At 70.7% G+C, this 19,939-nt stretch carries 16 protein-coding genes and 4 pseudogenes; 9 read left to right on the forward strand and 11 right to left on the reverse strand.

The features are described from left to right. The first annotated feature begins 13 nt into the window (after positions 1-13). Positions 14-697, forward strand: coding sequence for a hypothetical protein (locus H9L22_RS12950; RefSeq protein WP_187720289.1), 684 nt, complete (start codon positions 14-16; stop codon positions 695-697). Here the strand turns inward: H9L22_RS12950 and alr are convergent. Beyond that, a pseudogene (alr, locus tag H9L22_RS12955) lies at positions 698-1,833 on the reverse strand (alanine racemase). Positions 1,834-1,961: 128 nt separating this feature from the next. Here alr and H9L22_RS12960 point away from each other — a divergent pair. After that, positions 1,962-2,759 carry a hypothetical protein gene (locus tag H9L22_RS12960; protein WP_187720291.1) on the forward strand — a complete coding sequence of 266 codons (798 nt, stop codon included), beginning with the start codon at positions 1,962-1,964 and terminating at the stop codon, positions 2,757-2,759. Positions 2,760-2,827: 68 nt separating this feature from the next. Here H9L22_RS12960 and H9L22_RS12965 read toward each other — a convergent pair whose 3' ends face one another. Genes H9L22_RS12965 through pdhA form a run of 3 tightly spaced genes read right to left on the reverse strand, consistent with a single transcriptional unit; the run spans position 2,828 to position 6,460 of the window. Then, complete coding sequence (locus tag H9L22_RS12965; RefSeq protein ID WP_187720292.1) at positions 2,828-4,357, reverse strand: dihydrolipoamide acetyltransferase family protein; 1,530 nt, start codon at positions 4,355-4,357, stop codon at positions 2,828-2,830. 37 nt (positions 4,358-4,394) lie between these two features. Next, on the reverse strand, positions 4,395-5,372 hold the full coding sequence (locus tag H9L22_RS12970; protein WP_187720293.1) for an alpha-ketoacid dehydrogenase subunit beta: 978 nt from the start codon (positions 5,370-5,372) through the stop codon (positions 4,395-4,397). Beyond that, positions 5,369-6,460, reverse strand: a complete 1,092-nt coding sequence (pdhA, locus tag H9L22_RS12975; protein WP_320060542.1) for a pyruvate dehydrogenase (acetyl-transferring) E1 component subunit alpha — start codon at positions 6,458-6,460, stop codon at positions 5,369-5,371. Before pdhA ends, H9L22_RS12970 begins: the two co-directional genes overlap by 4 nt. Positions 6,461-6,750: 290 nt before the next feature. On the opposite strand from pdhA, the pseudogene H9L22_RS12980 reads away from it, so the two are divergent. From H9L22_RS12980 to H9L22_RS12985, 3 genes and pseudogenes are all read left to right on the forward strand, one after another. After that, a pseudogene (locus tag H9L22_RS12980) lies at positions 6,751-8,121 on the forward strand (bifunctional metallophosphatase/5'-nucleotidase); the annotation flags it as partial. 58 nt (positions 8,122-8,179) lie between these two features. Further along, positions 8,180-8,260, forward strand: a pseudogene (locus H9L22_RS20515) (hypothetical protein); the annotation flags it as partial. A 276-nt stretch (positions 8,261-8,536) separates the two neighbouring features. Further along, positions 8,537-8,818, forward strand: coding sequence for a hypothetical protein (locus tag H9L22_RS12985; protein ID WP_187722778.1), 282 nt, complete (start codon positions 8,537-8,539; stop codon positions 8,816-8,818). A 75-nt stretch (positions 8,819-8,893) separates the two neighbouring features. On the opposite strand, the gene argF is transcribed toward H9L22_RS12985, so the two are convergent. Together argF and H9L22_RS12995 are read right to left on the reverse strand one after the other, a co-directional pair. After that, positions 8,894-9,895: an ornithine carbamoyltransferase gene (argF, locus tag H9L22_RS12990; protein ID WP_187720295.1), complete on the reverse strand. Its 1,002-nt coding sequence runs from the start codon at positions 9,893-9,895 to the stop codon at positions 8,894-8,896. 32 nt (positions 9,896-9,927) lie between these two features. Beyond that, the gene (locus H9L22_RS12995) at positions 9,928-10,383 is read right to left on the reverse strand and encodes a low molecular weight protein-tyrosine-phosphatase (protein ID WP_187720296.1); all 456 of its coding nucleotides are present in this window, start codon (positions 10,381-10,383) and stop codon (positions 9,928-9,930) included. Positions 10,384-10,492: 109 nt separating this feature from the next. Between H9L22_RS12995 and H9L22_RS13000 the strand changes: the two are divergent. Then, positions 10,493-11,169, forward strand: a pseudogene (locus tag H9L22_RS13000) (response regulator transcription factor); the annotation flags it as partial. A gap of 4 nt (positions 11,170-11,173) precedes the next feature. Then, positions 11,174-12,592 (forward strand): sensor histidine kinase, encoded by a 1,419-nt coding sequence (locus H9L22_RS13005; RefSeq protein WP_344676594.1) that lies wholly within the window; start codon positions 11,174-11,176, stop codon positions 12,590-12,592. A gap of 6 nt (positions 12,593-12,598) precedes the next feature. Here H9L22_RS13005 and H9L22_RS13010 read toward each other — a convergent pair whose 3' ends face one another. The 4 genes from H9L22_RS13010 to H9L22_RS13025 are packed head-to-tail and all read right to left on the reverse strand — an operon-like array spanning position 12,599 to position 16,545. Continuing rightward, positions 12,599-13,888 carry an MFS transporter gene (locus H9L22_RS13010; protein WP_226965854.1) on the reverse strand — a complete coding sequence of 430 codons (1,290 nt, stop codon included), beginning with the start codon at positions 13,886-13,888 and terminating at the stop codon, positions 12,599-12,601. 1 nt (position 13,889) lies between these two features. Continuing rightward, complete coding sequence (locus H9L22_RS13015; protein ID WP_187720297.1) at positions 13,890-14,582, reverse strand: SDR family NAD(P)-dependent oxidoreductase; 693 nt, start codon at positions 14,580-14,582, stop codon at positions 13,890-13,892. Between the two features lie 14 nt (positions 14,583-14,596). After that, positions 14,597-15,724 carry a Gfo/Idh/MocA family protein gene (locus tag H9L22_RS13020; protein ID WP_187720298.1) on the reverse strand — a complete coding sequence of 376 codons (1,128 nt, stop codon included), beginning with the start codon at positions 15,722-15,724 and terminating at the stop codon, positions 14,597-14,599. Next, entirely contained in the window at positions 15,721-16,545 is an 825-nt protein-coding gene (locus H9L22_RS13025; protein ID WP_187720299.1) for a sugar phosphate isomerase/epimerase family protein, read from the reverse strand. Before H9L22_RS13025 ends, H9L22_RS13020 begins: the two co-directional genes overlap by 4 nt. A 107-nt stretch (positions 16,546-16,652) precedes the next feature. On the opposite strand from H9L22_RS13025, the gene H9L22_RS13030 reads away from it, so the two are divergent. Further along, complete coding sequence (locus H9L22_RS13030; protein ID WP_187720300.1) at positions 16,653-17,300, forward strand: TetR/AcrR family transcriptional regulator; 648 nt, start codon at positions 16,653-16,655, stop codon at positions 17,298-17,300. On the opposite strand, the gene H9L22_RS13035 is transcribed toward H9L22_RS13030, so the two are convergent. After that, the gene (locus tag H9L22_RS13035) at positions 17,248-18,198 is read right to left on the reverse strand and encodes a sugar-binding transcriptional regulator (RefSeq protein ID WP_187720301.1); all 951 of its coding nucleotides are present in this window, start codon (positions 18,196-18,198) and stop codon (positions 17,248-17,250) included. The genes H9L22_RS13030 and H9L22_RS13035 overlap by 53 nt on opposite strands. A 118-nt stretch (positions 18,199-18,316) precedes the next feature. On the opposite strand from H9L22_RS13035, the gene H9L22_RS13040 reads away from it, so the two are divergent. Continuing rightward, positions 18,317-19,924: an alcohol dehydrogenase catalytic domain-containing protein gene (locus H9L22_RS13040; RefSeq protein ID WP_187720302.1), complete on the forward strand. Its 1,608-nt coding sequence runs from the start codon at positions 18,317-18,319 to the stop codon at positions 19,922-19,924. Positions 19,925-19,939 lie beyond the last annotated feature (15 nt).

Consider the following 19,939-nt stretch of genomic DNA (forward strand, 5'->3'; position numbering starts at 1 on the left):
AGAGGAGGCCGCCGTGAGCGACAACACCAACCAGGCCCTCGCCGTGGCTGAGGGGCTGACCGCCAGCGCGTTCCATGAGATCCTCGACCTCGCGATCGAGGGGCGCGGCAAGCTGCCCGGCGCCAAGCACACAGCCAAGCAGCTGCTGCTGCAGAAGAACGACGTCGAGGACGCCATCAGCCGCATGGTCACCTCCCACGTGGCGATGGCCGGTGGCCAGGGGTTCGCGACGAACTGGGGCGGCTTCTTCGTGTCGCTGCTCACCATGCCCGTCAACGTCGCCGCCGCCTCGTTCCTCCAGGCCCGCCTCGTCGCGGGCATCGCCCACCTGCGCGGCTACGAACTGTCCGACCGGCGGGTCCGGACGGCGATCCTCATGGTGATGCTCGGCCCGTCCGGCAACGCGGCGCTGATCTCCAAGGGCGTCCTCCCCGCGTCCCCGCTCGTGGTGGCCACCGCTCCGGTGTTCGACGCCCGCCTGGACGGGCAGGTCTCGAAGGCGCTGCTCGACCGGGCCCTCAACCAGCTCGGCGGCAAGCGGCTGGGAGTCTGGGTGGGCAAGCGGATCCCGTTCGTGGGCGGGGGCGTGGGCGCCGCCGTCGACGGCTGGTCCACCCTGTCCATCGCCCGGCATGCCGAGGCCGAGTTTCCCAGCAGGCGCCCGAAGCTCACGGGCGTCGTCGTCGAGGCCGGCTGATCAGACGTAGTCGCGGGGCACCCGCGCAGTGATCAGGCACGTCACCTCGTAGGTGATGGTGCCCATCAGCTCGGCCAGTTCCTCGACGCCGATGCGTTCGTCTCCGCTGCTGCCCATGAGGACCACCTCGTCGCCGACCTGCACGGTCGGCGTGGCGGGGCCGAGGTCGAGCATGGTCTGGTCCATGCAGATCCGCCCGACGATCGGGTACGAGGCGCCGTCGATGAGCATCCGGCCCCGCGACGACAACAATCGCGAGTACCCGTCCCCATAGCCGACGGCGACCGTCGCGATCCAGGTGTCGCGGGGCGCGGTCCAGGTGCGGCCGTAGCCGACCGTCTCCCCCGCGTGGATGCGCTTGATGAACGTGACCCGGCTCGTCCAGCGGCCGACGTCGCGCAACTGCCCGCCGCCCGCCGTGAGCGGGTCGGGCGCGGAGCCGTAGATCATGATGCCGGGCCGCACCATGGTGGTGCCGGACAGGTCGTGGCCGAGGACGGCGCCGGAGTTGGCGGCGTGGATCAGCGGCAGCGGACCCAGCACGGCGGTCAGATCGTCGACCACTGCCCCGAAGGCGTCGAGCTGGGCGCGGGTGAAGGCGGCGCCGTCCGGCACGTCGCTGACGGGCAGGTGGGTGAAGGCCCCCGTGGCCCGCAGGTTCGGGCTGGCCAGCACCGCGGCCGCCAGTGCGCCCGCCTCCCCCGGCTCTGCGCCGACTCGCCGCATCCCCGTGTCGATCTTGAGGTGGACGTCGACGGTGCGGCCCGCCGCGGCGGCCGCCTCCTGGAGGCTGCGCACGGCGGCCAGGTCCCCGACCGACACGGTGACGTCGGCCGCGAGCGCCTCGGCGAGGTCGTCGGGCAGCGTCGGGGAGAACTTGAGGATCGGCAGCCGGATCCCGGCGCGGCGCAACTGCGTCCCCTCGTCCGTGACGGCGATCCCCAGCCAGTCCGCGTCCCCACGCTCCTCGATCGCCCTGGCGACCGCCACGAGCCCGTGCCCATAGGCGTCGGCCTTCACGGCCGCCAGCACCTTGCGGCCCCCGCGAGCCGGCGCGCGACGTCGAGGTTGTGCTGCAGGGCGTCAAGATCGACCTGGAAGCGGGTGGGCGTTGGCATGCGCCCAGTGTCCCCCATCGACGTGACGGACGCGGAACCGACGGCGCCGCGTCCGCCCCTGCGCCGGTGCCACGGATCCGACGACACCCCATCCAGTAACGGGCGGGTCCGCCCGCCTGAGCCGTGACAGTGGCAGACTTTCCGCCATGTCGAACCAACAGTGGAACAACGGCCAGGGCGGCGAGTGGGGCGCCCAGCAGCAGAACCCGGACTGGGGGCAGCCGGCCCAGCAGGATTGGGGCCAGCCCCAGCCGCAGACCAGCGCTCAGGACTGGAACCAGGCACAGCCCCAGGCCAGCGCCCAGGACTGGAACCAGGCACAGCCCCAGGCCAGCGCCCAGGACTGGAACCAGGCACAGCCCCAGGCCAGCGCCCAGGACTGGAACCAGGCACAGCCCCAGGCCAGCGCCCAGGACTGGAACCAGGCACAGCCCCAGGCCAGCGCCCAGGACTGGAACCAGCAGGGTGCACCCCAGCAGGGGTGGGGCCAGCCGCAGCAGGACTGGAACCAGCAGGCCGCTCCCCAGCAGGACTGGAACCAGCAGGCCCAGCCGCAGTGGCAGGGTCAGCCAGCCCCCGGCTACTTCCCCGGTCAGGTCCCGGCGCCCGCGCCGAAGGACCCCAGCCCCTTCGACTTCTCCTGGGCCAAGCTGTCGCTGCCCACCTCGGCGAAGCTGATCTTCATGCTGGGCGTGATCGCCCTGGGCGTTGAGTGGCTCTTCGGCCTCATCGCCGCCGTCGCCTACGGCGGCGGCGCCGTGACCATCCTGGTGCAGGGCATCTTCGTCGGCCTGGCCGGTGTCCTGGTCAAGGTGCTGGCGTTGCGCGTGCTGATCGAGATCGGCGTCTCGGCCACGAAGCTCCTCGCCCTGCGCGAAAGCGAGGCCGCCAAGGCTGCGGAGGCCGCTGCGGCCGTCGAGCCGGAGGCCCCCACCGCCTCCTGACCGCCGCCTGCCGCCACGACGCGACAACGCCGTCCCGGGTGACCCGGGACGGCGTTGTGCTTGTCGGATCAGAACAGGAGCGCCAGCGCGGGCTCCGCCAGGATGGACGCCACGTCGTGCAGGAAGCTCGAGCCCTGTTCGCCGTCGATGATCCGGTGGTCGAACGCGACGGCGAGCGTCGTGACCGACCGGGGCACCACCCTCTCCTCCGCGCCCTCTCCCACGACCCACGGGCGCCGCTGGATGGCCCCCATGCAGAAGATGGCGGACTCGTCACCGTTGATGATCGGAGTTCCCGCGTCGATGCCGAAGACGCCCACGTTGGTGACGGTGAAGGTGCCCCCGGCGTAGTCACCGGGCTGCAGACGGCCCTCACGCGACACCTGGACCAGCTGGTTGATGGCCTGGCAGAGCTGCAGCAGGTTAAGCCGCTGGGCGCCCTTGATGTTGGGCACCATCAGGCCGCGGGGAGTGGCGGCCGCGATGCCGAGGTTCACGTCGCCGTGGTAGACGATCTCCTGGCGTTCCTCGTCCCAGGAGGTGTTCAGGTCGGGGTTGCGGCCCAGCGCCAGGCAGATGGCCTTCGCGTAGACCAGCAGCGGCGAGACGCGCAGGCCGGCGAACTCCCGCCTCGACTTGAGGGACTCGACGAACTCCATGGTGCCGGTCACGTCGACGGTGACCCATTCGGTCACGTGCACGTGGTTGCGCACCGAGCGCACCATGTTCTCGGCCGTCACCTTGCGGACGCCCTTGATCGGCACCCTCCGCTCCGCGCGGCCCTGCAGGGGATCGAAGCCGCCGAGCCCCTCCGTCGGCCCGAAGCCGCCGCCGAAGCCCGAGCCGCCGAACGGGGCGCTCCCGAACGTGGCCCCCGCCTGCGGTGCGCCCGTCTCACGGGGCGCCTGGAAGGAGGCGTGGTCGTTGAGGATGCGGCCCTGCCGCGGCTGCTCATCGAGGTAGCGGAAGGCGGCGGCCGCCTCGACGTCGCGCCGCGTGACGGTGCCGTCGGGGCCGGTTCCGACCACGGTGGACAGGTCGACGCCGAGGTCCTTGGCGTACTTGCGCACGGGCGGCTTGGCCCGGGCGTCGGCTGAATCGGAGTAGAGGACGAGCTGCGACTCGGCCGGCGCCTCCCCGGGCGTCGGCAGCGGATCACCGGTCGACTCGGCGACGACGGTGGTCGCCGGGCTGATCTCGTCGGCGCGGCGGCCCGGCTCGTGCTGGTCGTACGCGGCGGACAGCGCGTCGGCGGCGTCGGAGCGCTCCGGGGCCTCGCGGCCGCGGCGTCGACGCCTACCGGGGGTCGCGTCGCTGGCGCCGTAGCCGACCAGGTTCGGGACGGGCTCCTCGGCCTCGACGCCGTCGTCGATCTCGACGACCGGCGTGCCGACCTCGACGGTGGTGCCCTCGGCGACCAGCAGCCCCGTGACGGTGCCCGCGAACGGCGACGGCAACTCCACGAGCGACTTGGCGGTCTCGATCTCGACGAGCACGTCGTTGACGGCGATCACGTCGCCGACGGCCACACGCCAGGCGACGATCTCCGCCTCCAGCAGGCCCTCGCCGGGATCGGGTAGCAGGAACTGGCGCTTCATCCTCGCGCTCCCTTCAGCAGCGGTGCGATGGTGGCCATCAGAAGGCCAGCGAACGGTCGACGGTCTCCAGGATCCTGTCGACGGAGGGCAGGTACTCCTCCTCGACGCGGGCCGGCGGGTACGGCATGTCGTAGCCCGTGACGCGCATGACCGGGGCCTCCATGACGTAGAAGAGATCTTCGTGCAGCCGGGCCGCGATCTCCGCGCCGATGCCCAGCGACAGGGGCGCCTCGTGGACGACGACGGCACGCTTGGTGCGCCGCACCGAGGCGGTCACCGTCACCCAGTCGATCGGGCTCAGCGTCCGCAGGTCGACGACCTCCAGCGACGTGCCCTCCTCGGCGGCGACGGCGGCCGCCTCGAGGCAGGTCTTGACCATGGGCCCGTAGCAGAGCAGCGTCGCGTCGGTGCCGTAGCGGGTGATGGCCGCCTGGTGCATGGGCGCGGGCTTCTGCGTGAAGTCGACCTCGTCCTTCGTCTGGTAGCGCCGCTTGGGCTCCAGGAAGACGACGGGGTCGTCGGACTGGATGGCCTGCTGGATCATCCAGTAGGCGTCGGTCGGGTTCGCGCAGCTGACCACCTTCAGGCCCGGCGTGTGCGCGAAGTAGGCCTCGGGCGACTCGGAGTGGTGCTCGACGGCGCCGATGCCGCCGCCGAACGGGATCCGGATGACCATCGGCATGGGCGTCTGCCCGCCCGTGCGCATGTGGAACTTCGCGACCTGCGTCACGATCTGCGCGAAACCGGGGAACACGAACCCGTCGAACTGGATCTCGACGACGGGACGGTAGCCGCGCATGCACAGGCCGACGGCGGTGCCGATAATGCCAGACTCGGCCAGCGGCGAGTCGATGACCCGGTTCTCCCCGAACTCGGCCTGCAGCCCCTCGGTGATGCGGAACACGCCGCCGAGCTTGCCGATGTCCTCGCCGGCGAGCAGGACCTTCGGGTCGGCCTGGAGCGCGCGGCGCAGTCCGCGGTTGAGGGCCTTGGCGATGGTGAGCTTCTCGGTCATGCGTCCTCCCCGGCGAGGTACTCAGCGTACTCGCGGCGCTGCGCCTCGAGGGCGACGGTCGGCTCTGCGTAGACGGTCTGGAACAGGTGGTCCATGGTGACGTCCGGGATCTGGTGGATCAGGGAGCGCACCTCCTCGCCGAGGCGGCCGGCCTCGGCCTCCGTCTCGGCCTCCCACGCGTCGTCGATGGCGCCGATGGAGCGCAGGTAGCGGCGCAGCCGCAGGATCGGGTCGCGGCCGCGCCACGCCTCCTCCTCGCCGGAGGCGCGGTACTTGGTGGGGTCGTCGGACGTGGTGTGGGCACCCATGCGGTAGGTGAACGCCTCGATGAAGGTCGGGCCCTCGCCGGCGCGGGCGCGGGCCAGCGCCCAGTCAGTGACGGCCTTGACGGCGAGCACGTCGTTGCCGTCGACCTGCACACCGGGGAACCCGAAGCCGCGGGCGCGCTCGTAGAGCGGGATGCGCGACTGGAGCGCGATCGGCTCCGAGATCGCCCACTGGTTGTTCTGGCAGAAGAACACCACGGGCGCCTGGTAGCTGGCCGCGAAGACGTATGCCTCGTTGACGTCGCCCTGGCTGGCGGCGCCGTCTCCGTGGTAGACGACGACGCCGGCGTTGTCCGCGTCGTCGGGATTGCCGACGGCGCCGTCGAACTGGATGCCCATGGCGTAGCCGGTGGCGTGCAACGCCTGGCAGCCGATGACGATCTGATAGTTGCGGAAGGTCTCGAGCTTCTCCCAGTCGCCGCCGTTGGATCCGCGGAAGAGGGCGAGGAAGTTGGCGAGCGGCACGCCCAGCACCATGGCGACGGCGTGCTCCCGGTAGGAGGGGAAGACCACGTCGGTGGGGCGCAGGGCATGCGCGGAGCCGATCTGCGCCGCCTCCTGGCCGAGCAGCGGCGTCCAGAGCCCCAGCTCCCCGTGACGCTGCAGCGCCGTGGCCTCGGCGTCGAACCGCCGGGCGAGGATCATGTCGCGCAGGTAGCCGACCAGGTCGGCGTCGCTTCCCGTGAACGCGAAATCGTCGTGTGTGAGCCGCTCTCCCTCAGGGGTGAGCAGTTGCACCATCTCGTTGCTCTGACCCAGCACCCGGGCCCCTTCCGCCAACCTACGTAACCGTAACTTACGCCAGCGTAGCTTAGGTTTCTGCGCCGACTCCGCGCGTTTCCGCCCACAGTGGAAGCCCCATCCTTGTGGACTTCCGACAAAGCCGACGCGCGCTTTCCCCACCCATCCTGCGCCGCAGACGGACGGCCCACATGAACTTCTGGTAACGAACCCGCCCACGAGCCCCGGTAACTGCATAGAGTGAGGGGCCTGGCTGCCGCCGACCATCCGGCCGCGGCCCTGCCCGAGCAGCCGAGTCGAACTGGAGAGAGATGATTCGCACTACCCGGAGGGCCACCGCGACACTTGCCGCCGGTGCCCTCATCGCTGGCGGCCTGAGCGTCGCCACCTTCGCCCCCACCGCGGCGGCCGCGCCCGGTGTCTGCACCGCAGCAAACCCGACGGAGACCATCACGGTCTTCGGCTTCAACGACTTCCACGGCCGCGTCATCGACGACGGCAGGAAGGTCGACGACCCCGCCCGCTACCTGGCGGGTGCACTCTTCACACCCGTCGAGCAGGCCCGCGTCGCCCAGGGCGACGACCACGTCCTGCTGCTGAGCTCGGGCGACAACATCGGCGCCTCGACGTTCGTCTCGATGATCGAGGACGACACCCCGACGATCGACATCCTGAACGCGGCCGGCGTCGACGCCTCCGCCGTCGGCAACCACGAGTTCGACAAGGGCTGGACCGACCTCAGCGGCCGCGTCGTCCCCGGAAGCAGCTTCGCCAACCTGGGCGCGAACGTGTACCTGAAGGGCACCACCACCGTGGCGGCGCCGCTGAAGGAGTACGAGATCGTCACCAAGGCCGGCCTCGACATCGCCATCGTCGGCGCAGTCACCGGCGACGTCCCGTCGCTCGTCTCGCCCGGCGGCATCACCGCCCTCGACTTCGGCGATCCGGTCGCAGCGATCAACCGCGTCACCGACAAGCTCCTCGACGGCGACCCCACCAACGGTGAGGCCGACATCGTGCTGGCCTCCATCCACGAGGGTGCCGGGAACGGGGCCCTGAGCGCGGCCGACAACGCCGCGGCCAGCGGCGCCTTCGACGACATCTACCGTCGGATCGACGACCGCGTGAGCGTCATCTTCAACGGCCACACGCACCAGGAATACTCCTACGCCAGCGCCAACGGCGGCCGCCCGATCATCCAGGCCTCGTCGTACGCCGCGAAGCTCGCCAAGGTCGACCTTGTGGTCGACACCGTCGACGGCGGCGTCTGCACTACGACCCCGACGATCATCAAGCCCGGTGTGGCCGACGAGTCGCTGCCTGCGATCAAGGAGATCAACGACATCGCCCGCGCCGCTTATACCTCCGCGCTGGAGAAGGGCGAGAGGGTCATCGGCACGGCGACCCAGGCGATCTCGACCGCCGGCGACGGCGGCTCCGGCACGCGCAACCAGGAGTCACCCATGACCAACACGGTCGCGCAGATGTTCGCCGACGTGCTCGGTGGCGGCGACCCCGAGGTGATCGGCGTCCAGAACGCCGGCGGCACCCGCGACAGCTTCAATGCGGGGGACATCACCTACCGCGAGGCTGCCATGACCCTGCCGTTCGCGAACTCGCTGTTCACGGTTGACCTCACGGGCGCCCAGTTCACGAAGGTCCTCGAGCAGCAGTGGCAGCGTGACAAGGAGGGCAACCGTGCCCAGCCGCTCCTACCTGACGCTCGGCCTGTCGAAGAACGTGAGCTACACCTTCGACGAGTCGCTGCCCGAGGGATCGCGCATCACCTCCGTCTCGATCAACGGCAAGCCGATCGACCCGGCAAAGCTCTACACCATCGCCACGGCGAGCTTCCTGAGCACCGGCGGCGACAACTTCTACGAGTTCGCCAACGGCGTCAACCACAAGGACACGGGTCGCGCCGACATCGAGGCCTGGGTGGAGTGGGTCGAGGCCAACAGCCCGCTGTCCCCGGACTACTCCCGCCGGGGCGTCTCCGCCCGGGTGCCGGCCGGGACGCTCAAGGCTGGCGGCACCGGCCTGACGTTCTCGTTCGGTGACGTCATCGACGAGTCTGCGACCCCGCAGACACTCGACATGATGCTGAACGAGGGCGACAAGGTCTCGCCGAAGCTGGCGAACAGCACGCTGGCGGCCTTCATCGGCAGCACCCAGGTGGGCGCCGGGACGGTGGCCGAGGGCAAGGGGTCCATCACGATCTCGCTGCCTGCGGGCTCCGACATCTTGGCCGGCGAGCACATCGTCACCTTCGTGGCCGAGGGCTCCGGCACCAGGATCTACCTGCCGGTCACGGTCGTCGCGGGCGATTCCCCGACGACTCCTCCGGTGAAGCCGGGTCTGCCCAGCACGGGCAACTGAGTCTGCGGACCTGAAGAGGGGGTCGGTGCACGATGTGCACCGACCCCCTCTCTCGTTGCGCCCAGGCGGCTGGCGTCACTCGTCGCCGACGAGAGTCGCGACCAGCACCGCCTTGATGGTGTGCATCCGGTTCTCCGCCTGGTCGAACACGATGCTGGCGTCCGATTCGAACACCTCGTCGGTGACCTCGACGCCCTCGATGCCGAACTGCCCGTGGAGGTCCCGCCCGACTGACGTGGCCAAATCGTGGAACGCGGGGAGGCAGTGCATGAACTTCACGTCAGGGTTGCCGGTGGCCGCCATGAGCTCGGCGTTGACCTGGTAGGGCCGCAGCAGCTCGATGCGCTCGGCCCACACCTCCTTCGGCTCGCCCAGCGACACCCACACGTCCGTGTAGACGAAGTCCACGCCGGCCACACCCTCCGCGACGTCGTCGGTGATCGTGATGCGGGCGCCTGTGGTGGCCGCCACCTCGCGGGCACGGGCCACGATCTCGGGGGCGTTCTGCTGCGAGGTGGGGGCAACCATCCTCACGTCCATGCCCATCATGGCGCCGGAGATCAGCAGCGAGTTGCCGACGTTGTTGCGAGCGTCGCCGAGGAACGCGAAGGCGATCTCCGGCAGCGGCTTGCCTGCGTGCTCCAGCATGGTGAGTTGGTCGGCGAGCATCTGCGTGGGGTGCCAGTCGTCGGTGAGCCCGTTGTAGACGGGCACGCCGGCATGCTCGGCAAGGGTCTCGACGACGTCCTGGCCGGAGCCCCGGTACTCGATGCCGTCGTACCACCGCCCGAGCACGCGCGCCGTGTCGGCCGCCGACTCCTTGTGCCCGATCTGGGATCCGGAGGGATCCAGGTAGGTGGTGGTGCCGCCCTGGTCCGCCATGGCGACCTCGAAGGCGCAGCGGGTGCGGGTGGACGTCTTCTCGAACAGCAGCGCCACCTGGCGGCCGATGAGCCGACGGCGTTCGGTCCCTGTGCGGCGTTCGGCCTTGAGCCGGGCGGCCAGGTCGAGCAGCGCGCGCCACTCGTCGGCGGTGAAGTCGAGTTCCTTGAGGAAGCTGCGGCCGAGCAGACTCATCGGAGGTCCTGCCTCTCGTGGTGCGGAAGTCCTCAGGATAGCGAGACGGCGTCGAGGATCCCCGGCATGGCCGCCTCAACGTCGTCGAGGGTGTCCTCGAAGCCGGCCTGGTCGCCGTACCAGGGGTCGATCAGCGGTTCGTCCTTCGGCTTGGCTGGATTGAAGTCGTTCAGCAGGGCGACCGTCGCGTCGGGGTCCAGCGTCAGGAGCCGCTCCACCTGGAAGGGTTCGACGGCGACCACCAGGTCCGCCTCCCGCAGGTCCGCCGGCGTGATCCTGCGGGCACGGTGCCCCGCAGCGTCGTAGCCGCGCGCTGTGAGGCTGCGCACCGCCCGCCGGTCGATGGGGTTGCCGGACTCCTCCGACGAGATGCCTGCGCTGACGATCTCCACGTCGAGCCCCCGCTCTGCGGCCAGACGGCGGGCGACCCGCTCCGCCATCGGGGAGCGGCAGATGTTGCCCCAGCACACGAATACGACCTTTGCCATGCGTCGACCCTAGTCGGACCAGTTCCCGCCCGTGCACGGGTCGTCGCACGGGAAAGGGTGCCGGAGCCAGGTAGGATCCGCACAAGCAGTGGAAGGTGGAGGCTGACCCATGCAGATCCTGGTAGTGGACGACGATCAGGCCGTTCGTGACTCGCTCGCACGCTCGCTGACGTACTCGGGCGACGAGGTGCAGACCGCCGCCGACGGCGTCGAAGCCCTCGCGAAGCTCGTCGGCTACACCCCGACGCGATCGTCATGGACGTGATGATGCCGCGGCTTGACGGCCTCGAGACCACCCGCATGCTGCGCGACGGAGGCAACGACACCCCGATCCTCATCCTGACGGCCCGCGACGCCGTCGGTGACCGTGTCGACGGGCTCGACGCCGGCGCCGACGACTACATGGTCAAGCCCTTCGCCCTCGACGAACTGCTCGCCCGGCTCCGTGCGCTCACCCGGCGCACCCGGCCGTCCACCGAGTCCGAGTCCCGCGTCCTCACGTTCCAGGACGTCACGCTGGACACCCAGCACCGCGAGGTGACGCGCAGCGGCCAGCACATCTCGCTGACCCGTACCGAGTTCGCCCTCCTGCAGGTGTTCATGGAGAACCCCCGCCGGGTGATGGAGCGCAACACGCTGCTGAACGAGGTCTGGGGTTTTGAGTTCCCGACCACGGCGAACTCGCTCGAGGTCTACATCGGCTACCTGCGGCGCAAGACCGAGGCCGGGGGACGTTCGCGCCTGATCCACACGGTGCGCGGGATCGGGTACGTCCTGCGTGAAACTCCCCGTGATCGGCAGCTGGTGGATTCGCTTCCGTCGGGGTGTCACGCGGCTGATCAGTGGTCAGTCGCTGCAGTGGCGGCTGGCCCTGCTGACCGGGCTGAGTGTCGCCCTGTCCGTCATCCTGGTGGGCAGCACGACCTTCACCGTCACCCGCTGGTCGCTCACTGACCAGCTCGACCGGGAGCTGACCTCCGTCGCGCAGACGGCCTCCGCCGCCGTCGCCACAGCGCTCGACAGCAACGAAGGCCTGACGGCCAGCATCGACGCCACCAACGGGCTCCTTGCCGTCGTGTCCGCGTCCGGGGTCGTGCAGCAAAACCCCGGGCAGGAACAGACGCTGCCTGTCGGGCCGGAGGAGATCGCGATCGCGCGGCTCCAGTCGGGCTCGTCTGCGCGGACCCTCGACATCGACAACGTCACGTACAGGGTGGTCTCCGTGCCGCTGCGGGTGAGCGTCGACCAGAGCTACGCAGTCGTCTACGCCCGCCCGATGGGCGCGCTGCAGTCGACGCTCGGCTCGTTGTGGATCGTGCTCGTGTCAGCGGGTCTACTCGGAGTCGGCGCGACCACGGGCGCCGCCCTGTGGACGGCCCGGGCGGTCTTAGCCCCCGTCCGGCGCCTGTCGCAGGCCGTGCGGTCGGTCACCCAGACCGACGAGCTGAACCCCATCCGCATCTACGGCCGCGACGACCTCGGCGAGCTCACGCAGTCGTTCAACAAGATGCTCCGCTCCCTGCAGCAGTCCCGCGAGCAGCAGCGGCAGCTGATCGCCGACGCGGGCCACGAGTTGCGCACGCCCCTGACCTCCATGCGCACCAACGTCGAGCTCCTGCTGGCCGACGAGCAGTCCGGCATGCTGCCCGAGGGCGCCCGCGGCGAGGTGCTCGGCGATGTCGCGGCGCAGCTGGGCGAGTTCTCGGCCCTGGTCGGCGACCTGGTGGCCCTCACCCGCGACGATCATCTGCAGCGTCCGCACGAGCCCCTCGACATGTCCGACGTCACCGAGGCGGCTATCGAACGGGCCCGCCGTCGTGGCCCGAGCATCAACTTCGATGTCGAACTCGAGCCCACCCCCGTCATGGCCGACGCCGCCACGCTCGAGCGTGCCATCACGAACCTGCTCGACAACGCGGTGAAGTTCTCGCCGCCCGACGGCACCATCGTGGTGCACCTCGTCGACGGCGCGCTGACGATCATCGACTCGGGCCCCGGCATCGAGGAGAGCGACCTGCCGCTGATCTTCGACCGGTTCTACCGTTCCGACAAGGCCCGCAACACGCCGGGCACCGGCCTGGGCCTGGCCATTGTCGCGCACACCGCCGAGGCCCACGGCGGCAGCGTCAAGGCGAGCAACGAGGCGGGCTCCGGTGCCAAGTTCGTGCTTCGTCTGCCGGTGGCGGCCGAGGCCGGCCCCGATGCCTGAGCCCACTCAGGGACGATAGCGCCGGAACGACGGGGCTGCGAGCGCCACCGTCACGATTCCCAGCACGACCAGCACGCCACCGCCGCCGATGGCTGCAGCCGGTCCAACGGCCTCCGAGGCCCAGCCGTGCAGCACGTCCGCGACACGCGGCCCTCCCGCCACGACGACGATGAACACCCCCTGCAGCCTGCCGCGCACGTCGTCGTCGGAGGCGGTCAACAAGATGGTCTGCCGGATGGCCGCCGAGACCATGTCGGCCAGGCCGCCCGCCATCAGCAGCACGACCGACACCACCAACATCGTGCGCGCAGCGCCGGGAGCCCAGCCCACGGCGAGGCCGAGCAGCGCCATGCTGATGCCCCATCCGGCGATGGCGGCCAGCACCGCGGCCCCCTGCCGTCTGACCCCGGACAGCCAGCCGCTGAGGATGCCGCCGAGCACGGTGCCCGCCGGCATGCCCGCGTACAGCAGCGCCAGCTCCCAGCCACCCTCGGCGGGGCCGCCGAAGACGGTATGCGCCACCTCGGGGAACAGCGCCCTCGACATTCCGAAGACCATGGCGATCAGGTCGACGAGGAAGCTGAGAAGGAGGATCTTGTGCCATGCGAGGTAGCGGAACCCGTCGATGACCGAGCTCAGGCCGGGGGCCCCCGTCCTCCCGAGGACGGGCATCCGGGGCAGGCGCCACACGGCGTACAGCGTGACCGTCAGGGTGAGCGTGTCGATGAGGTACAGCCAGGCGTAGCCGAGGACGGGGATGAGGGCGCCGCCCACCAGCGGCCCGGCGATCGCGCCGGCCGACATCACCGTCATGTTCAGGGCATTCGCGGCGGGCAGCAGCTCGGCGGGCAGGATCCGGGGCAGGATGGCGACCCTGGTGGGCTGGTTGACGGCGAAGAAGGCCTGCTGCGCGGAGAAGGTGGCCAGCAACAGCCACACGTTGTCGGCGCCGGCCGCGGCCTGCGCCCACAGCAGACCAGAGGTGACGATGAGGCCAGTCGTCGTGATCTCCAGCAGCCGGCGCCGGTCGAAGTGGTCGGCCAGCGCCCCACCCCACAGCCCGAACACGACGAGCGGGACGAGCCCGAAGACGCCCGTCAGGCCGACCATGCCGGAGGATCCGGTCAGCTGATAGATCTGCGCCGGGACGGCGACCACCGTCAACTGCGCGCCGATGACCGTGACGACGTTGGCCAGCCACAGGCGCCGGAAGTCCGGCTGGTGCAGGGGCCGGGTGTCGGCGAACACGCGGCGGAGCGCCCCGCCGCGGCCCACGCCGTCGGGTCGTCGGCTCACGTCAGAGCCGGTTCAGCTCCACGCGGGGCCGGACGGCGACGACGGTGATGTCGACGTCCGGGGGCGAGTCGAGCGCGAAGCGCACGGCTGCCGCAACCGATGCCGGCTGGATCAGCGCCTCGGCGGGCGCGCGGCGCGGGCCCATGTCGGTGGCGGTGGGGCCCGGCTCCAGCGACGTGACGCGGACCCGGTGCGGCGACTCGTCATCGCGGAGCGCCTCCGCGTAGGCCCGCAGCGCGTGCTTGGACGGCGCGTAGATGACGCTGCCGGGGACGGGCACGCGGGAGGCGCCCGACCCGATGAACACGACGTGCCCCTGCGCGCGGCGCAGGAGCGGCAGCGTCAGGCGGGTCAGCTCGGCAGGGGCGACCACGTTGGTGTCGAACTGCTCATGCCAGCGCTCCAGGGTGGCCTCGTCCGCGCTCCAGTGGCCGCCGACCGCGGCCACGTGGACGAGGCCGTCCAGCCGGTCGAGGCCCTCCACGAACCCGGCGGCCCCCGGCGCCTGGCCGCGCGCGAGCGCGGCCAGGTCGAGCTGCCAGGTACGGACGCCGTGCTCCTCGGCCAGGGCGGCCAGCCCTGCCTCATTGCGGCCGACGGCGATGACGTCACGATCGCGGGCGAGGTCGGCGACGATCAGCCGTCCCATCCCTCCGGTCGCGCCGGTGACGAGGACGACTGGTCGCTCTGCCATGGGGGCTCCTATCGCTACACGGTGGCCGCGAACGGGTCGAACCCGGCCTCGACGGGGGGAACCGGGGCGACGGTGCTGCTCACCTCCACGTGGGTGCCGCTGGCCACCGACTCCTCGGCCGACAGCAGGATATCCAGCACGTGGTAGCCCAGCTCGCCGCTCGCGACATGCGGACGGTCCTCCGCGATCGCGCGGACCATGTCCAGCACGCCGAGGCCCCGGCCGACGACCACACCCTCCTGCGGGATGTCGATCCACTCCTGCTCGACGGACATGCCGTCACGCAGGACGCCGAGCGGCCGCACATAGGCGATCCGGCCCTCGAACATGTTCGGGTCGGGCAGGATGATCGAGCCCTCGGTGCCGTGGATCTCGACGACGCCGTGGCGCTCGAGCGCGGAGTCGAAGCTCAGCAGGTGCGTGCCGTGCTGGCCGCCCGCGAAGGAGGTGAGCACCTGGACGGTGGAGGGGACCTCGACGGGGAACGTCTCGCCGGCCCGGGGGCCGGCGTGGATGACGCGTTCGGTGCGGGGCCGGGAGCCGCGGGCGGACACCCCGACGACGGGGCCGAGCAGGCTGACCATCGCCGAGAAGTAGTAGGGGCCGATGTCCAGCAGCGGGCCGGCTCCCTGGGCGAACAGGAACGCGGGCGACGGGTGCCACAGGTCGGGGCCTTGGGTCTGGAAGGCGGTGCTGACGAACATCGGCTCGCCGATGACGCCGGCGGCGATCGCCCGCTTCGCCGTCTGGAAGCCGGGGCCGAGGATCGTGTCGGGCGCGCAGCCCACCCTGACGCCGGCCGCCCGCGCCGCCTCGAGCAGGCCGCGGGCGGAGTCGCGGTCCATGCCGATGGGCTTCTCTGTCCAGACGTGCTTGCCTGCCACCACTGCCGCCGTCGAGACGGCGACGTGCGCCTCGGGGACCGTGAGGTTGACGACGAGGCCGATCTCGGGATCGGCCAGGACGTCGGCCGCCGTTCCCCAGCGCGGCACACCGTTGGCCTTGGCCTGCGCCTCGGCACGCTCCGGCTGCAGGTCGCCGACGGCGAGGACCTCCACATCCGGGAACGAGCCGAGGTTCTCCAGGTAGGTCTGGCTGATGACGCCCGCACCGACGACGCCGACCCCCGTGCGGCCGCTCATGCGACGTACCCGCCGTCGCGCAGGAACGCCAGGCTCGCGGCGATGTCGTCGAAGACGTCGCCGGGCGCGTGGTCATACTCGATGATCGCCTGCGTGACGGAGACACCCGCCCGCAGCGCGTCGCCGAGGGGCACCTGGCCGTCGCCGGGGCGGGTCTGGCGCAGGCTCTCGGATCCGGTCACCCCGGTGCCGTCGGCCCACGGGTTGATCTCGGGTGTGATGCCGTCCTTGACGTGGACCGCGGTGAGCCGGCTACCCAGCCGCTCGACGAGGGCGACGACGTCCTGGCCGCCCGTGAGGGCCCAGAACAGGTCGAGCTCGATCTCGACCTCAGGGCGGGTGAGCTGGATGAACCGCTCGTAGGCGCTCTGGCCGTCGAAGGAGGCGACGAACTCCTGCGCGTGGTTGTGGTAGCCGACCTTGAGCCCGAAACCGGCTGCGATGTCGGCGAGGGCGTTGAGCCGCTCGGCGATGTCGGTGACGCCGTCGACGGTGACCCACCGGTCAGCGGCGACGAACGGGTCGAAGACGGTGGTCATGCCCAGAGTGGCGGCCGCCTCGAACACGATCTCGGGCGCGGGGGTGGGGATGGAGCCGTCGGGGGTCCACAGCTCGTCGGTCAACAGGGGCGCGTGCCCGGTCGGGCAGGCCAACCCGCTGGCGTCGAGCGCGGCCCGGATCTCGGCCGGGCGGCCGACGAAGTCGAATGCCTCGACGTTGCGCAGGCCGAGGGCCGCGAGGCGGTCGAGGGAGCCGTGCATGTCGGCGGCGAACTCCTCGCGCAGGGTGTACAGCTGTACGGAGGCTACGGGAAGGCCCATGGGTGAAGTCCTTACGTCATTGTCAGGGGCGCCCTCGAACGGGCGTTGATGAGGAGAGTAGCACGTAACCTCCACATGGAGGTTACGTTTGGCGCTAGGTTCTTCCCATGACGGAGCAGGGCCCAGTGATCGGCCGGCAGGGCGCCCGCCCCAAGGGCGTGGCCCGCCGCCTCGAGATCCTCGACCGCGCCATCGACGTCTTCCGCGAGCGGGGCTCGCACGGCACCTCGCTGCGCCGGATCGCCGAGTCGCTCGGCATCTCGCACGCGGCGCTGCTGCACTACTTCGACTCCCGCGAGCAGTTGCTGGTCGCCGTCTACGCCCATGCCGAGGCCACCCGCGGCGGCGCGGAACGGCGGGACGTCCGCGAGGGGACGGAGTCGATGATCGACTCGGCCATCGGCAACCTTGAGGTGCCCGGCCTCGTCGAGCTCTACACGACGCTGGTGGCGACCGCGCTCGAGACCGACAGCCCGGCGGCGAAGGAACACTTCACCACGCGGTTCGAGCGCCTCCGCTCCTCCATGACCGCCAGCCTGCTCGACCAGCAGCGGGCGGGCCTCGTGCGCGACGACGTGCCCGCCGACCACCTCGCGGCGCTCATCATCGCGGCCTCCGACGGGCTGCAGATCCAGTGGCTGCTGGAGCCGTCCGTCGAGTTGGAGGCGACGCTGCGGACGCTGGACGCGCTCATCCGCCCCGTCAGCGGGGCGCCGGACGCTCCAGCAGCGCGGCAGCGGTCGGCTCGTCCGTGACGAGCGCCGAGATCAGCCTGCCTGCGATGGCGCCCGAGATGGCGGCGACCTTGTCCACCCCGCCGGCCACGCCGACGACGTTGTCGAGGCCACGCAGTTCCTCGAGCCCCAGCCCGATGCGCCGCCGCGACCAGGAGGTCTCCACCACCTGACCCTTCGCGTCGTACCACTCCCCCAGCATGTCGCCGACGGCGCCGCGCGCGGCGAACTCGGCTACCTCCTCGTCGGTGGCGACGCCGAAGGAGACGGCGGACCCTCCGGGGGTTGCGGCCCCCATGCCGGTGAGCGTCACGACGGCGCTGCGGGCCAGGTCGATCACGTCACGCACCGCGGTCTCGGCCTGCATCGCCCTGGCGACCTCCTCGTTGGACACCAGCAGCGGCGCCGGCATCGTCCTGAGCCGGCGCAGCACATGCGGGCTGCGGGTGAGGACCTCGTCGATGGCGCTGAGCTCGCCGGCAGTGGAGACGAACTGCACGCCGTCGAGGGACTCCTCCGAGAGCATCGACAGCGACCGGGCCACCGAGTCGCCCCAGCAGACCCCGACGACGGCGCCGGGGTGGAGCCGGCGCCGGACGAAGGCGGCGAGCGCGGCGGCGACCCGCTCGTTGGTGCGCTCCCTCGACAGCCTGCCCTGCGCGGTGGGCACGACGACGGCGTCGCGGAGACCGAACTTCTCCCGCACCTGGGTCGCGAGGTCCATCGCGGCGAGGTACTGCGCGTCGAGCTCGATGCGCACGATCCCGTGCTGTCTGGCGGATTCGAGGAGGCGGCCGACGGTCTGGCGTGACACGAACAGCCGGGTGGCGATCTGCGCCTGCGTGAGCCCGTCCTCGTAGTAGAGCCAGGCGGCCCGGACGACGAGGTCAAGGTCGTTGGATGCAGGGTTCAGGACCACGCGCGCCTCCTCGTTCGGGGGTGACCCGTTGAGCATATGCCCAGTTGTCCCCCGCCCCCTGTCCGGGCCCGGTTCCCCGGCCTAGATTGGAGGGGAAATCAACGAAGAGAGGCAGGCCGTGAGCCAGATTCCCGCCCACCAGCACGCGATCCAGATCGTCGGTGTCGACGAGATCATCATCAACGACTCCAAGCCCGTCGACGAGGTCGGACCGCACCAGATGCTGCTGCAGGTCGAGGCCTGCGGCATCTGCTTCAGCGACACGAAGCTGCTGCACGCGTTCGACTCCCACCCCCGCAAGTCCGACGTCGTCGAGGGCATCGCCGCCGAGGCCCTGGCGGAGATCCCCGGCTACAAGCCCGGCAGCCAGCCCACCGTCCCCGGCCACGAGCCGGTCGGCCGCATCGTCGCCATCGGCTCCGAGGTGACCCACTTCGCCGTCGGCGACCGTGTCCTCGTCCAGGCCGACTGGAAGCACCTGCGCACCGCCAAGTCGAACGGCGCATTCGGCTACAACTTCGAGGGTGCGCTGCAGGAGTTCGTCGTCATCGACGAGCGCTGCGTGATCTCGCCGTCGGGCGAGGAGTTCCTCATCCACGTCACCGACGGCCCCTCGGCCGCCGCTATCGGCCTCATCGAGCCCTGGGCCACCGTCGAGGGGTCCTACGCCTGGGCCGAGCGCAACCACGTGCTCGCCGGCGGACGCCTGCTCGTCGTCACTGACGGCACCACCGCCGGCCTGGAGGCCCTGACCGCCGCGCACGCGCCGGCGGAGACGATCACCGTCGCCCCTGGCGAGGTCGCCGGCCTCGGTGGCACCTTCGACGACATCGTCTACTACGGCTCCGACGCCGCCGTCATCGAGGCGCTGGCCGCGCTGCTGGGTGCCCGCAGCGTCTTCTGCATCGTGCTCGACGGTGGACGGATCGACCGCAAGGTGGCCCTCGACATCGGCCGCGTCCACTACGACTTCATCCGTTTCGTCGGCACCACGGGCAGCGACCCGGCCGAGGGCTACGCGTGGATCCCGGCCACCGGCGAGCTGCGTGACGGCGACAAGGTCGCGATCATGGGCGCCGCCGGCCCCATGGGCCTGATGCACACGATCCGCGCCGTCACCTCCGGGTTCGCCGGCATCTCCGTCACGGGCACCGACCTGAACGACGAGCGCCTCGCGCACCTCGCCGCCACCGTCGACCCTGTGGCCGCGGAGCGTGGTGTGCCGATCGAGTACGTCAACACCGGCACGACGCCGCTGCAGCCCGGCTACACGCACATCGAGTGCATGGTTCCGGTTCCGGCGGTCGTCTCGCAGGCCGTCGACCTCGCGGCCGACGGCGCCATCATCAACGCGTTCGCCGGCATTCCCGCGGGCACGCTGGGCGAGTTCGACCTGCAGGGCATCCTCGAGCGTCGCATCTTCATGTTCGGCACGTCGGGCTCCGACGTCTCCGACATGCGCACCGTTCTGCGGAAGATCGAGGAGGGGATCATCGACACCCACATCTCGCTCGACGCCGTGACCGGCATGGCCGGCTTCCGCGACGCGATCGACTCGGTGATCAACCGCACGTCGGGCGGCAAGATCATGGTCTTCCCGATGCTGCACGACCTGCCCCTGACGAGGCTCGTCGACATGCCGGAGAAGCTGCCGCACGTCGCGGCGAAGCTGAAGGACGGCATCTGGACCAAGGAGGCCGAGCAGGCGCTGCTCGCCGGCGCGTAGTCCTCACGCCACACG

The sequence above is a fragment of the Tessaracoccus defluvii genome (assembly GCF_014489575.1).
GTDB lineage: Bacteria > Actinomycetota > Actinomycetes > Propionibacteriales > Propionibacteriaceae > Arachnia > Arachnia defluvii.

Bases quoted from the DNA above. Each gene is read 5' to 3' on its own strand.
- H9L22_RS12970 (WP_187720293.1), bottom strand. From the start codon at position 5,372: ATGACCGAGAAGCTCACCATCGCCAAGGCCCTCAACCGCGGACTGCGC.
- H9L22_RS13020 (WP_187720298.1), bottom strand. From the start codon at position 15,724: ATGAGCGGCCGCACGGGGGTCGGCGTCGTCGGTGCGGGCGTCATCAGC.
- H9L22_RS13030 (WP_187720300.1), top strand. From the start codon at position 16,653: ATGACGGAGCAGGGCCCAGTGATCGGCCGGCAGGGCGCCCGCCCCAAG.
- H9L22_RS12985 (WP_187722778.1), top strand. From the start codon at position 8,537: ATGATGCTGAACGAGGGCGACAAGGTCTCGCCGAAGCTGGCGAACAGC.
- H9L22_RS12965 (WP_187720292.1), bottom strand. From the start codon at position 4,357: ATGAAGCGCCAGTTCCTGCTACCCGATCCCGGCGAGGGCCTGCTGGAG.
- H9L22_RS13015 (WP_187720297.1), bottom strand. From the start codon at position 14,582: ATGGCAGAGCGACCAGTCGTCCTCGTCACCGGCGCGACCGGAGGGATG.
- H9L22_RS12960 (WP_187720291.1), top strand. From the start codon at position 1,962: ATGTCGAACCAACAGTGGAACAACGGCCAGGGCGGCGAGTGGGGCGCC.
- H9L22_RS13025 (WP_187720299.1), bottom strand. From the start codon at position 16,545: ATGGGCCTTCCCGTAGCCTCCGTACAGCTGTACACCCTGCGCGAGGAG.
- H9L22_RS12995 (WP_187720296.1), bottom strand. From the start codon at position 10,383: ATGGCAAAGGTCGTATTCGTGTGCTGGGGCAACATCTGCCGCTCCCCG.
- argF (WP_187720295.1), bottom strand. From the start codon at position 9,895: ATGAGTCTGCTCGGCCGCAGCTTCCTCAAGGAACTCGACTTCACCGCC.